Annotated in this window: 10 protein-coding genes, 1 tRNA gene and 1 pseudogene; 4 read left to right on the forward strand and 8 right to left on the reverse strand. The window is 69.5% G+C overall.

Annotated features, from left to right (window positions below; genetic code table 11):
* Positions 1 to 1,254 (forward strand): CTP synthase (gene pyrG, locus ABSF49_RS16785; RefSeq protein ID WP_424113800.1); only part of this gene is annotated, 1,254 nt, incomplete at its 5' end.
* 177 nt (positions 1,255 to 1,431) lie between these two features.
* Positions 1,432 to 1,521, forward strand: a tRNA-Ser gene (locus ABSF49_RS16790).
* 348 nt (positions 1,522 to 1,869) lie between these two features.
* Here ABSF49_RS16790 and ABSF49_RS16795 read toward each other — a convergent pair.
* The 6 genes from ABSF49_RS16795 to ABSF49_RS16820 form a co-directional block, all read right to left on the reverse strand.
* Positions 1,870 to 2,529 carry a nitroreductase family protein gene (locus ABSF49_RS16795; protein ID WP_424113801.1) on the reverse strand — a complete coding sequence of 220 codons (660 nt, stop codon included), beginning with the start codon at positions 2,527 to 2,529 and terminating at the stop codon, positions 1,870 to 1,872.
* Between the two features lie 11 nt (positions 2,530 to 2,540).
* Positions 2,541 to 3,569, reverse strand: a complete 1,029-nt coding sequence (locus tag ABSF49_RS16800; RefSeq protein ID WP_424113802.1) for an FAD binding domain-containing protein — start codon at positions 3,567 to 3,569, stop codon at positions 2,541 to 2,543.
* Between the two features lie 3 nt (positions 3,570 to 3,572).
* The gene (locus ABSF49_RS16805) at positions 3,573 to 5,903 is read right to left on the reverse strand and encodes a xanthine dehydrogenase family protein molybdopterin-binding subunit (protein WP_424113803.1); all 2,331 of its coding nucleotides are present in this window, start codon (positions 5,901 to 5,903) and stop codon (positions 3,573 to 3,575) included.
* A gap of 2 nt (positions 5,904 to 5,905) precedes the next feature.
* Positions 5,906 to 6,427, reverse strand: a complete 522-nt coding sequence (locus ABSF49_RS16810) for a (2Fe-2S)-binding protein (RefSeq protein ID WP_424113809.1) — start codon at positions 6,425 to 6,427, stop codon at positions 5,906 to 5,908.
* A gap of 354 nt (positions 6,428 to 6,781) precedes the next feature.
* The gene (locus tag ABSF49_RS16815) at positions 6,782 to 6,991 is read right to left on the reverse strand and encodes a cold-shock protein (protein WP_424113804.1); all 210 of its coding nucleotides are present in this window, start codon (positions 6,989 to 6,991) and stop codon (positions 6,782 to 6,784) included.
* A gap of 191 nt (positions 6,992 to 7,182) precedes the next feature.
* On the reverse strand, positions 7,183 to 8,097 hold the full coding sequence (locus ABSF49_RS16820; protein ID WP_424113805.1) for a LysR family transcriptional regulator: 915 nt from the start codon (positions 8,095 to 8,097) through the stop codon (positions 7,183 to 7,185).
* 108 nt (positions 8,098 to 8,205) lie between these two features.
* Here ABSF49_RS16820 and ABSF49_RS16825 point away from each other — a divergent pair, with 108 nt between their 5' ends.
* Entirely contained in the window at positions 8,206 to 8,970 is a 765-nt protein-coding gene (locus tag ABSF49_RS16825; protein WP_424113806.1) for an SDR family NAD(P)-dependent oxidoreductase, read from the forward strand.
* A 19-nt stretch (positions 8,971 to 8,989) separates the two neighbouring features.
* Here the strand turns inward: ABSF49_RS16825 and ABSF49_RS16830 are convergent.
* Positions 8,990 to 10,250 (reverse strand): annotated as a pseudogene (locus tag ABSF49_RS16830) (DUF763 domain-containing protein).
* Between the two features lie 73 nt (positions 10,251 to 10,323).
* On the reverse strand, positions 10,324 to 12,678 hold the full coding sequence (locus ABSF49_RS16835) for a lytic transglycosylase domain-containing protein (RefSeq protein WP_424113807.1): 2,355 nt from the start codon (positions 12,676 to 12,678) through the stop codon (positions 10,324 to 10,326).
* A 135-nt stretch (positions 12,679 to 12,813) separates the two neighbouring features.
* On the opposite strand from ABSF49_RS16835, the gene ABSF49_RS16840 reads away from it, so the two are divergent.
* Positions 12,814 to 13,229, forward strand: a 416-nt coding sequence (locus ABSF49_RS16840) for a dihydrodipicolinate synthase family protein (protein ID WP_424113808.1), incomplete at its 3' end; no start/stop codon positions are given.

A 13,229-nucleotide genomic window follows, 5' to 3' on the forward strand; every position in this document is an offset into this window, starting at 1 on the left:
GTCCTCGAGGGCAACGAGAACGTCGACTTCGTGCTGGTCGAGATCGGCGGCACGGTCGGCGACATCGAAGGCCTGCCGTTCTTCGAGGCGATCCGCCAGCTCGGCAACGAGCTGCCGCGCGGTCACGTCGTCTACATCCACCTGACGCTGCTGCCGTACATTCCCACCGCCGGTGAGCTCAAGACCAAGCCGACCCAGCATTCGGTCAAGGAATTGCGCTCGATCGGCATCCAGCCCGACATCCTGCTGTGCCGCTCGGATCGCGAGATCCCGCGCGAGGAGCGCCGCAAGCTCGGCCTGTTCTGCAATGTGCGCGAGAGCGCGGTGGTGGAGGCGCGCGACGTCGGCTCGATCTACGACGTGCCGGCCGCCTATCACGCCGCCGGCCTCGACCGCGAGGTGCTCGCCGCCTTCGGCATCGAGCCGGCGCCGAAGCCCGACATGCGCCGCTGGGACGCGGTGACGCGCTCCCTCCACAATCCCGAAGGCGAAGTCACGATCGCCATCGTCGGCAAGTACACCGGCCTCAAGGACGCCTACAAGTCGCTGACCGAAGCGCTGACCCACGGCGGCATGGCCAACAAGGTCAGGGTCAAGCTCGACTGGATCGAGAGCGAGATCTTCGAGAGCGGCGATCCAGCCTCTCATCTCGAAGGCGTCAACGGCATTCTGGTGCCCGGCGGCTTCGGCGTGCGCGGCACCGAGGGCAAGATCCTCGCGGCAAAATTCGCCCGCGAGCGCAAGGTGCCCTATTTCGGCATCTGTTTCGGCATGCAGATGGCGGTGATCGAGGCGTGCCGCTCGCTCGTCGGACTGACGCACGCCAATTCGACCGAATTCGGCCCGACCGACGAACCGGTGGTCGGGCTGATGACCGAATGGCTGCACGGCAACGCGCTCGAGCGCCGCCAGGCGGCGGGCGATCTCGGCGGATCGATGCGGCTCGGCGCCTATGCGGCGGTGCTGAAGCCCGGCTCGCACATCGCCCAAATCTACGGGACGACCGAGATTTCCGAGCGCCACCGCCATCGCTACGAGGTCAACACCGCCTATCGCGAACGCCTCGAGGACAAGGGAATCGTCTTCGCCGGCATGTCGCCCGACGGCGTTCTGCCCGAGACGATCGAGATCCCCGCCCATCCGTGGTTCATCGGCGTGCAATACCACCCCGAGCTGAAATCGCGGCCGTTCGAGCCGCACCCGCTGTTCGCCAGCTTCATCGCCGCCGCCAAGGCGCAGAGCCGGCTGGTGTGACGGGCGGCGTTGCCGCCGGGCGGGGCGATGGGCTAAGCATCGCCTGCCGTGTCATTGCGAGCGAAGCGAAGCAATCCAGCGTCAGAGCGCGGCGCACGGAAGCATGGATTGCTTCGTCGCTTCGCTCCTCCCAATGACGGCGCGCCCTCTCCCGCAAGCGGGAGAGGGGGATGCGAAGGAAGGATGGCCGAGTGGTTTAAGGCAGCGGTCTTGAAAACCGCCGTGGGGGCAACTCCACCGTGAGTTCGAATCTCACTCCTTCCGCCATGCCATATGACGATCCTATTGATATTACGGTATAATCGGCAAACGACTAAATTTGCGCCATCGCGGCTGCCCTAGCGACTTACAATGACCGCCCTCCATAAGCCGGCCATCACTTCGCCGCCGCTCCTCGCCGCGACATTCCTCCCTTGATCGCCGCGACCACGCGCTTGCGAAGATCGATCGATAAAGGTTCAGCCATGCCAGCCGGCCTCCTTCGCCAGCCCGCATGCTGAATCAGAATTCCGCTGATTTGAGAATCCCCGCCGCTTCTATCAGCTCGAAAACCGCTCTAGAAACGCCTCGGACCGTTGGTCGAGAGCCCTCGGCCATGTCTGCCTGAAGCGTCGATCAGCTCTTCGGGTAACCGACCGTCTGCGAGCAGGTGACGAACTTCGTCGGCGGCAATTGCAGCGTTTGCGCGAGCCGGTCGCGGTTCAGCGAGGCGCGGAAGACCGTCGCCAGTCCCTCGGACGCGCAGAACAAGTAGACGTTCTGGCCAATGAAGCCGACGTTGGCGAACGCCCATAGGCGTTTCTCGTCGCCCGTGGCGCCCTGCAATCGGGCGCCGTCGGAGACATAGACGAGGTCGATCGGCGCCGCTCCGACGAAGTCCTGTACGCCGGTCTCGGCGCGGATGTCGTCGGCGAGCACTTGCGTCAGTCGATGCGCCTTCGCGTCATAGCTCCATGCGCCGTCGGCCGCGGCGACGAAGATTTCGGCGTCCATCGCGTGTCGCCAGGACGGCATGGTGCGGTCGCCGGTCGCCGGGCGGTTGACGCCGCAAGCCGTCCAAAGCAGGTTCGACAAGACGTCGACCGGCACAGGCTTGTCGGCAAACTCGCGGATCGAGCGCCGAGCCCACACCGCTTGAGCCAGAGGCTTGCCGCCGTCCTTCCATGGCGCAGGCAGATCGATGACCCTCAGATCGGCCGCGACCGCACGACCGGCGCCAGCGGCGAAGCCGACGTTCGCGAGAATGCCGAGATTCACGGTGCGTCGGGACAACATGGCGTTCTCCCTCATGCTTGACCGGCGGCGCGCAGCAAGGCGCGGCGCACCAGCGCCTCGAGCATCGGCGCCTTGTAGGCGTTCTTCGACAAGGGCGTCGCGCCCTCGAGCGCGGCGCGGCCGGCGGCGGCGGCCGACTGAGCGTCGACGATCTTGCCTGCGAGCGCGTCCTCGGCGGCGCGCGCCCGGCGCGGCGTCGGCGCGACGGCGCCAAGCGCGATCGAGGCGCGTCGGCAGGCGCCGTCAGGGCCGAGATCGAGCGCGACGACGACGTCGACCAGCGGCCAGTCGAACGATTGTTTCTGCGAAAGTTTGAGGTGCGCCGTCCTCAGCCCTGCCGCGTTCGGCAGCAGCACGGCGGTCAGAATCTCGCGCGGACGCAGATCGTTCTCGCGCTGCACGTCCTTGTCGGGGCCGACGAAGAATTCCTCCAGCGCGAGGCGTCGAGTCGCGCCGTCCATGTCGATGAGCTCCACTTCGGCGCCGAGAGCGACCAGCGCCGTCGCCGAAGTCGAGGGATGCACGATGGCGCAGAAGCGGTTGTCGAAAATCGCGTGGTGCTGGTTCTCCCCGGTTATGGCGTAGCAATGCCCGCCGCCCTTGCGCAGGCAACGGAACTCGGCGGCGCGAAAATACCAGCAGCGCGGCCGTTGCAGGAGGTTTCCGCCGAGCGTCGCCGCGTTGCGGATCTCCGGGCTGGCGGAAGCGCCAGCCGCGTCGGCGAGCGCCGGACAAAGTTTGCGCACCGTCTCGTCCGCCACGAGCCGCGCCAGCGTGACCAGCGCGCCAATCCTCAAGCCGCCGTCGCTTTGCAGCTCGATCGTCGCCAGGTTGGCAAGGCCGCTGAGGCTCGTCACCTTTCCCGGCGCGACGAGGCCCTCCTTCATCAGATCGAGGAGGTCGATCCCGCCCGCCTTGACGATCGTCGTCTCGGGGTCGCTTGCGCCGCCGTCCGGCGCCAGCATCGTCTCGCAGGCAAGCGACGCCGCTGCGGCCGCCTGCTGGACGCTCGTCGCCGTGTCGAATGCGAAGTTTCGCATGGCTCAACCCCTCGGCGGCGTTCGCCCGAGCGCCGCCAGCACCACGGCCGGGGTCATCGGCAGGGCGCGCAGCCGCACGCCAATTGCATTGTAGACGGCGTTACCGATCGCCGGGGCGGTCGCGATGTTGGCGGGCTCGGCGATGCCGTAAGCGTCGGTGGCGCTGCGGCCCTGGTAATTCTCAATCACCGCCACGTCGATCTGCGGAACTTCTCGGGGGCCGGCGACCTTGTACTGCTCGAGATTGGCGTTGACCATGCGGCCCGTGGCGCGGTCGAGGATGCGCTCCTCGTAGAGCGCGTAAGAGACTCCCATCAGCACCCCGCCCTGGATCTGGCTTTCGAGCAGCAGCGGATTCAAGGGTCGGCCGCAGTCCTGCGCCGCAACCACCCGCTCGACCCGGATGATCCCGGTCTCGACGTCCACCGCGACTTCGGCGAACTGCACGCCACCGAGATCCTGCTGCGCGAGCGCCGCCTCGCCCATCGTGCGCTTGAAGCCGCCGTAATCCTCGCTGCGCGTCTCGGTGACGCTCAACATGTCGCCGTCGATCAGCGCCGCGGCCTCGGCGAAACCCATCGAGCGCTTCGGTTCGGAGCGAGTCTCGATCAAGCCGCCGCGCGCGAGGAGGTCGTCGGGACCGGCGCTGAGCGCCGGCGCCGCTTTGGCGAACAACGCCTGCAGAATCTTCCAAGCGGCGACGCGCGCCGGCGGCGTGATCGAGGCGGTGGTGCGGCTGCCGTACGAGGGGGGCCCGGCGGGGAAATTCGTGTCGCCGATATGGATGACGATCTGCGACGGCTGTAGGCCCAGCGTCTCGGCGATCGTCTGCTGGATCACCGTGCCGATCCCGGAACCGATGTCCTGCACGCTCGAGAAGGCCTCGACAACGCCGTCGCGCCGTAGCCGTACGGCGATCGAGGCGGCGGTCTGGACGTTCGCGCCCCAAAGCGATTGGGCCATGCCGAGGCCGCGCTTCACCGGCCCGAGGTCGGCGCCCGGCGCATGGCGGCGCGACCAGCCGATCCGCTCGGCGCCGATGCGCCGCTCCTCGCGCCGCGCCGGGCTCCGATCGATGCGATCGCGCAACGCGAGCGGGTCGACCCCGAGCTTTTCGGCGAGCTCGTCGATCGCGCTCTCCAGCCCCCAGGCGCCGGGCGTATTGCCCGGCGCGCGCATCGCGCTGCCCGGCCCGGCGTTGATGAAGACGTCGTATTGCGCGGAGGAGAAATTCGCGCAGTCGTAGATCGCCTGCGCGAAATTGCCGACGCCGGCGCCGAGCCCGACGCCGGCCGTGCCGTGGCTCTCGATCGCCATCGCCGTCAGCGTCCCGTCCCGGCTTGCGCCGAGCCGGATGCGCTGGCGCACCGACGGACGGTTGCCGGAGTCCATCTGCTCTTCGGGGCGGGTCAACGTCAGGCGCACCGGCGCGCCCGCCTGTCGCGACAGCGCGACGGCGAGGCGACCATAGTTGCCGAGCGTCGACTTCGAGCCGAAGCCGCCGCCCATGCCGTCGACGACGACGCGCACCTTGTCGATCGGCAGGTCGAACGCCTGCGCCAGCTCGCGCCGCACGCCGGCGGTGAACTGCGTCGAAATGTGGACGGTGAGGCCGTCGTCGCGCCAGTCGGCGACGAGGCCGTGCGGCTCCATGCAGCAATGGGTCTGCACTTGGGTGGAATATTCGCCCTCGAGCGTGACTTCGGCGAGCGCAAACCCTTGCGCCACGTCGCCGCGGCTCGCGAGCGCCGGCCCGCGCGCGTTGCCGTCGAGCGGCGGGCCCGCCGCGCCGGGCGCTCCTCCGCCTTGCGGCGGCGATTCCGCTTCGTAGACCTTCGGCGCGCCGGCCTTGAGCGCGTCGTCCATGTCGACGACGAACGGCAGCGGCTGGTAATCGACGCGGATGAGCTTCAGCGCCTCCTCGGCTTGCGCCATCGAGCCTGCGGCGACGGCGACGACCGGCTGGCCGACGTAGCGCACCGTCGCGCCCGACGAATCGTCCGGGTTCACCGCGCTGACGATCGCCTTGACGCTTTCGAGCCGCCTCGCCGCGGACAGGTCGATCGACCGCACCCGCGCGTGCGGCAGCGGCGAGCGCAAGATGCGGCCGAAGAGCATGCCCGGCGGCGTGACGTCGACGGTGTAGCGGATCGCGCCTGTCGCCTTGGCGCGGCCATTCCACCGCGGCCGCGGTTTACCGATTTCAGCGAGTTCGGCGTTGACGGGCAGCGCCGGCGGCTCCCCCTCCGGGATCCGCCGCGGCTCTTCGTGCACGCCGACGCTCGCTATGCCGATGGGAAAGTTCTCGTCGCGCGTCGCGCCGTCGCTCGCCATGGTCAGCCCCTTCGCGCTTTGGCGGCGGCGAGCGTCGCCGCGACCACATGCGGATAGGCGCCGCAGCGGCAGATGTGGCCCGCGATCGCGCGCTCGACGTCGTCGGCCGTCGGATCGGCATTGCGTTCGACCAGCGCCGCAGCGGCCATCGTCATGCCAGGCGTGCAGAAGCCGCATTGCATAGCGTCATGATCGATGAACGCGGCCTGCACCGGGTGAAGCTCGTCGCCTTTGGCCAGACCCTCGATCGTCGTCACTGCGCGATGACCGACTTCGACAGCCAGCGTCATGCAGCCGAGGTGCGGCTGGCCGTCGAGCCAGACCGTGCAAGCCGAGCAAGCGCCGCGGTTGCAGGCGATCTTCGTTCCCGTCAGTCGCAGCGGCCCGCGCAGCGCCTCGGCCAAAGTCATACGCGACTCGACCCGCAAAGGCCGGTCGACGCCATTGACGTTCAGGACAATATCCCGCGCGGAAGCGTTCGGCGCGCTTGTCTCGGCTTCTGGGCTCGCGGTCGCTCCGGCCAGAGCGTCGAGGGCGCTCGCCCCGACCGCCGCCGAGACCGACCCGCCGAGCAACGCCCGGCGCGACATTTTCGCTCCGGCCATGTCGCCGTCCTCGCCTTATCCCGGGCGGTCGCGGAAACGATCCGCCATCCCGCCAGCACGGCTTGACGTCGGCGGCGAACTTATGCGCTCCGCGCCTCGGCTGGGTTGCGCGCGGTCAAATGACCGCGCCGCTCACGAACAACTGATCGCCACGCAGCGGCGAGAGAACCCGACCGACTCAACAAAAAAGGCCGGGCGAACCCGGCCTTCTCCTAAACGCTTCGACGGCCGGCGCCAGTACATCCGTGGTCGGCGGCCGGAAGCGCTAATTCCTTACGCGGCCTGGAGGTTCTCGGCCGCCGTCTTGCCGTTGCGGGCGTCCTTCACGACATCGAAGCTGAGCTTCTGTCCCTCAACGATCGTGCGCATGCCGGCGCGCTCGACGGCGGAGACGTGGACGAACACATCGGTGCCGCCAGTGTCGGGTTGGATAAAGCCGAAGCCTTTGGTCGAATTGAAGAACTTTACGGTGCCAGTGATCATTACGATGTCCTAATCGTTTAGAATAGAGTCGTATCCCGCAACGCATAAACGTCGCGGGCGTTGCGTTCGATTTTGGAAGTGGAAGATTGTCGGCGGCGCCTGTGGCGCTAAAACAACGTTCAATCGCAAGATCGACTATCGTTATCTAATCGCCAAATGTGTTCGCAACAAGGCCTGGGACCTTTCGACCGTCACGCAAGGATCGTCGCCGTGAGCGCGGCGTGGCGGGCGTATTCCTTCGCCACCCAGTCGATGAAGACTCGGACGCGAAGGCTGAGCTGGCGGTTTCGCGGATAAAGCACGTAGACTGGCGTCGGCGAAGGCGGCGTCTCCGGCAGGCACTCGATCAGCGCGCCGGCGGCGAGGTCCGTCTCGATCGAATAGCGAGGGACCTGGATCAGGCCGAGGCCCTGGCGGCAGGCGGCCTCGTAGGTGTCGGCGCCGTTGACCGACAGGCTCGCGGGCAGCGTCGCGGTCTGGCGGACGCCGCCCACCATGAACTCCAGCGGCAGCACCCCGCCGGTCGCCGAGGAACGGAAGCCGATCATGCGGTGGCCGTCGAGCGCGTCCCAGCGCCGCGGAAGTCCGAAACGGGCGACGTAATCGGCGGAGGCGACCGTCGCCTCGGGCAATATGGCGACCCGCCGCGCGACGAGGTCGCTTTCCCTCGGTTCGCCGGCCCGCAGCACGCAATCGACGCCTTCGCGGACGAGATCGACGAAGCGGTCGCCCTCGCCCATGAACAGCTCGAGATCCGGGTATTCGGCGAAGAAACGCGGCAAGGCGGGCACGATGACGCGCCGCGCCTGGGCGCCCTGGACGTCGATGCGCAGCAGCCCGCGCGGTCGCGCGCCGCTGAAGGCGCTCTCGGCCTCTTCGATGTCGTCGAGGATGGCGAGGCAGCGCCGGTAATAGGCTTCGCCGTCGAGGGTCGGGCGCACTTGCCGGGTCGTGCGCTGCAGCAGCCGCACGCCGAGCCTGGCCTCGAGCTGCTTGACGGCGTCGGTCGCGGTCGAGGCGGGCAATCCGAGATCCTCGGCCGCGCGGACGAAGCTGCCCCGCTCCATCACCCGCGCGAAGACCCGCATCGCGTCGAATCGGTCCATTGTTCGCTTCTCCCGGATAGTGATCGCATTGTCCGACCGATTATCTCGGAAAGCAAAAGAGCGACTTTGCCTGCACCCGAAGCAATCCAACCTCGAGAGGAGAAGACGATGACCAACGGCGGAAAAATCGCCCTGGTGACCGGCGCCAGCCGGGGCCTGGGCCGCAACATGGCGATCGCGCTGGCGCGCAAGGGCGTCGACGTGATCGGCACGTATCACAGCAACAAGACCGAGGCCGAGGCGACCGCGACGGCGATCGCAGCGTTCGGGCGCAAGGCGACGATGTTTCCGCTCGACACCGGCGACGTCGCCCGCTTCTCGGCCTTCGCGGCTGACCTGAAACAAGCTCTGGCGGTCCAGTGGGGCCGGGCGAACTTCGACTACCTCGTCAACAACGCCGGCATCGGCGTTCACAAGCCCTTCGCCGAGACCAGCGAAGCCGATTTCGACCGGCTGGTGAACATCCATCTCAAGGGGGTGTTCTTCCTCACCCAGACGCTGCTGCCGCTGATCGCCGACGGCGGCCGGATCGTGAACGTCTCGAGCGGCCTCACGCGCTTCGCCCTGCCCGGCTATGCGGCCTATGCGGCGATGAAGGGCGCGATCGAAGTGCTGACGCGCTACCTCGCCAAGGAGCTCGGGCCCCGCGGCATCGCGGTCAACACGATCGCCCCCGGCGCGATCGAAACCGACTTCGGCGGCGGCACGGTGCGCGACAACAGAGAGGTCAACGCCTTCATCGCCAGCGTGACGGCGCTCGGCCGCCCCGGCCTGCCCGACGACATCGGCCCGGCCGTCGCCTCGCTGCTGACCGAGGACAACCGCTGGATCAACGCGCAAAGGATCGAGATTTCCGGCGGGATGTTGATCTGAACCGAGCGAAAAAGGCGCGCTACGCTTCCGCCTCGGCGGTCGACGGCGCCGCCGGCGCTTCCTCCGCCCTCTCCCACCCGAACACGCTCCTCCCGCCGTAAGCGTGCGACACGCGCCGCTCGTCGGCGATCAGCGTCTCGACCGACGGCCCGACTGCGCTGCGCTCCAGCAGCCGCGCCTGAGCGTCGAGGCGCTTCAGCGCGGCGAGTTCCTCGTCGCGGCCGAGCTTGGCCTTGGCGACCGCCGACTTCAGCACGGCGATCGTCTGGTCGTAGACCTTGATCGGCACCGGGAACGGATGGCGATCCTTGCCGCCGTGGGCGAAAGAATGGCGCGCCGGATCGCTGAAGCGGCAGGGCGCGCCGTGCAGCACTTCGGCGACCAGCGCCAGCGCGCGCACAGTGCGTTGGCCGACGCCGGGAACTTGCAGCAATTGGGCAAAGTCGCGCGGCCCCGCCTCGGCCGCGGCGGCGAGCGCGCCGGCGAGGCGGCGCGGCACGACATCCTCGGCGCGCACGTCGTGATGCGCCGGCATGACGAGATGCGGCAGGACAAGCTGCTCCGGCGCTTTCGGCGCGCTCGCGGCCGGCGCGTCGAGCCGCGCGAATTCGCCGGCGATCGCCTCCGGCGCGAGTGCGGCGAGCATCTCGACCTGGCGCCGGCGCGAGCCTTCCGCGCGGTGGTCGGCGAGGTTGACGATCTCGCCTTGGGCTTCGCCCTCGATCGCCGCATGCGGCGCGTCAACGAAGCTCGTCAACCCCTCGGAAAGCCAGTGATAACGCCGTGCTTGCCGCGCGCCGCCGTTCATCCCCTGCTGCACCACCGTCCAATGACCGTCGTCGGCGACGATGAAGCCGTGCAGATAGAGGTCAAAGCCGTCCTGCACCGCGGCGCTGTCGACCTTGGCGACCAGCCGGCTGGCGCGCGCCAGCGCCGCGCCGTCGAAGCCGACCCGCTCGCCGATCGCCGTGAGCTCGTCCGGCGTCTTGCGCGAATGAGACATGCAGGCCAAGCTCGCCCGACAGCGGCTCGAGGCCGCGCTTCAGCGCGCCGATGACGCTGGTGGTGATTCCCGACGAATGCCAGTCCATCCCCATCACCGCGCCGAACGACTGGAACCAGAAGGGATGGGCGAGCCTTCTCAGCAGCTCGTCGCGGCCGTAATGGAGGACGATCGCTTCCGCCATGACGGCGCCGAGCCGCGTCATGCGATCGGCGAGCCATTGCGGCACCCGGCCGCCGTGCAGCGGCAGATCGGCGTAACCCGCCCGTCTCGCCATCCCTCACGCTCCGCGCGAAATGTTCTTGGAATGTTCTAGCACGAATGGGGGGTCATCGACCAGCCGTTCTTCGCTACTCCGACGCCGTGCGCGACGCCGTCACGCCCTGCGCCGCGGCGAAGCGGGCGCGGTAGACGCCGATATTTTCGCTGACCCGCTCGACGTAATCGCGCGTCTCGTCGAACGGAATGCGCTCGACCCAATCGACTGGATCGGCCTTGCCGCTGCGCGGGTCGCCATAGGCGGCGATCCATTGCGCGACGCGGCCGGCGCCGGCGTTGTAGGCGGCGAGCGCGAGCGCCGCCGAGCCGCCCTGGTCGGCGATCATCTGGCCGAGGAACGCCGCCCCGAGCTGCGCGTTGTAGGCCGGGTCGGCGACGAGCCGCGCCGCGTCGAAGGGGACGCCGGCGCGGCGCGCGGCGTCCTGCGCGGTCGAGGGCAGGATCTGCATCAGGCCCTTGGCGCCCATGCCCGAGGCGGCCCGGCGCGCGAACTCGCTCTCCTGCCGCGCCACCGCGTAGACGCTCGGCAGGTCGGCCGAACCCGCGAGCGGCGCGAACGACGGCACGCCCGACAGCGGAAAGGCGGAGGCGTCGAGGGCGAAGCCGCGTTCGGTGACGATCTTGCCGAAGGCGACATTGGCGGCGGCCTCGCCATGCGCCGCCACCACCTCGGCGAGCGCGGCGAGCTGCGCTTCGTCGCTCCACTGGCCCCCCGCGGCCTGGGCGAGCGCGTTGGCGAGATCGTCGAGGCCGGCGGCGTAGAGCCAGGCGACGACGCGCGTCGCCTCGTCGCGCGCTTCCGGGCCGGCGACGGCGGCGGGCGCGCGCAAGGCGAGCGCCTGCCGCCCGAGCCGCTCGGCGGCGAGCTGGCCGTAATAGGCGATCGGAAAGGCGGCGGCGCGTTGGTAGAAGCGTTGCGCTTCGTCGGCGCGGCCGAGCGCCTCGGCGGCCCGTCCGCGCCAATAGCCGGCGCGGGCGATCGACAGCGGCGTCGCGGCGACCGCGTTCGCCGCCTCGAAGCGCTTCGCGGCCTCTTCCGCGTCGCCGAGGAAGCGCAGCGCGATCCAGCCGGCGTGGAAGGCCGCGTCGACTTTCGCCGGGACGGAAGCCGGCGCGGCGGCGGCGCAGAGCGCGAACGCCTGGCGCGGCTCGCCGATATCGAGCAACTCCCGCGCGACCATGCGCTGCTCGCTCCACCACGCGTCGGGATCGATCAGCGCAGCGGCGTCGGTCGGCGCGAGCGCCAGCCAACCGGCCGCCTCGCGGGCGCGATTGGCCCGCCGCGCATCCTGGACTCGCGCGAACAACAAGCCGGGGTCCTTCTGCAGCGCCGGCGGCACGGCGGCGACCGCACGCGCGGTCAGCGGGCCGTTGGCGGCGGCGATTCGCGCTTCGGCAAGCGCGACCTCGTCGGGCCCGGCGAGCGCCGCCGCACGCAACGCCGCCCCGCTCTTCTCGGCGTAGAGCAGTCGATCGGCGCGATATTTGTGGTCGGCGCGGGTAAGCAGCGCGGCGAAAGTCTTGAGCGTCTCCGCTTCGCTCCACAGATCGAGATCGTCGTTGCGCCACAGCGGCGCGACGATCGCCGTCGCCTCGTCGCGGCGGCCGGATTCGAGCAGGGCGCGCGCCAGGGCGAGCTTGCCGGCCGACGTGCGCGGCGGATCGCCGGCGAAGCGCGCCGCCACGATTTCGGCGGACGGATGGTCGGCGTAGAGGCGCCCCTCCTCGACCGCGCGGACCCAGTCGCCGCCTGGCCAATGCGGATGAGCGGCGGCGAAAGCGGCGAGGCGCTGGTCGTCGGGCCGCGGCGCCAGCCGCAGCGCCAGCCAATCGAAGGCGACGCGTTCGGCGGCGTCGGACGCCTTGGCGGCGAGCGCGTCGCCGCCGGCGAGATCGCCCTTACGATAGAGGACGGCGGCCGCGGCGAGCGCCGAGCCGTCGAGGCGCGGCGAGGCGGCGGCGGCGGCTTCGAGCGGCGGCGCGGGCGCCGGCGCGGCGACAGGCGCTGGCGGCGCTGCGGGCGTCGGTTGCGCGGCGGGCGCTGGGCTCGGCGCAGCGGCGGCGGCGGCTTCGAGCGGCGGCGCGCGCGCCGGCGCGGCGGCAGGCGCTGGCGGCGCTGCGGGCGTCGGTTGCGCGGCGGGCGCTGGGCTTGGCGCGGCGGCGGCGCGGGCAATTGCGCCGATCGGCGTCAGATCGAGGCGCGGCGGCGGCGCAAGCGCGCGCGCCGCGACGACGGTCGGCGCGACGACAGGTCGCGGCCCCGGCGCGGCGGGGCGCAGGGTCGACGAAAACGCGGCGACGACGCGGGCAGCGGAACTCTGCCGATCGGGGTCCGACCCCAGGCCGGCAACAAGCAACGCGGTCAGCCCCGCCGCCACAGCGGCCAGGCGGAATACGATCATGGCGATGGTCTCGCCGGCCAGCATGCCTGCGCTTTGCTGAGCAATCGTTAACCACGGAGTCGCCCCCGCCTCCCCCTTTCGCGGCTCGGCGCAAGGGTTTATGTGTCGGCGCGGGCGCGGGCGGGACGCGTTCGCCTCACGAAGATCTGGATAGGCGAGATGGAAAAGCGGGCGAAGTTTCACGGTTCGATGCCGGCCCTGGTCACCCCGTTCAAGGACGGAAAAATCGACGAACCGGCGTTCCGCTCCCTGGTCGATTGGCAGATCGCTTCCGGCTCGAACGGCCTGGTGCCGGTCGGCACCACCGGCGAGAGTCCGACGCTGTCGCACGAAGAGCATCGTCGCGTCGTCGACATCTGCATCGACGAAGCGCGCGGCCGCGTGCCGGTCATCGCCGGCGCCGGCTCCAACAACACCAGCGAGGCGGTCGATCTCGCCCGCCACGCCGAGCGCGCCGGCGCCGACGCCGTGCTGGTGGTCACGCCCTATTACAACAAGCCGACCCAGGAAGGGCTCTACCATCACTTCCGCGCCGTCAACGACGCGATCGGCATTCCGATCATCATTTACAACAT

The organism is Roseiarcus sp., assembly GCF_049514155.1.
Taxonomy (GTDB): Bacteria; Pseudomonadota; Alphaproteobacteria; order Rhizobiales; family Beijerinckiaceae; genus Roseiarcus.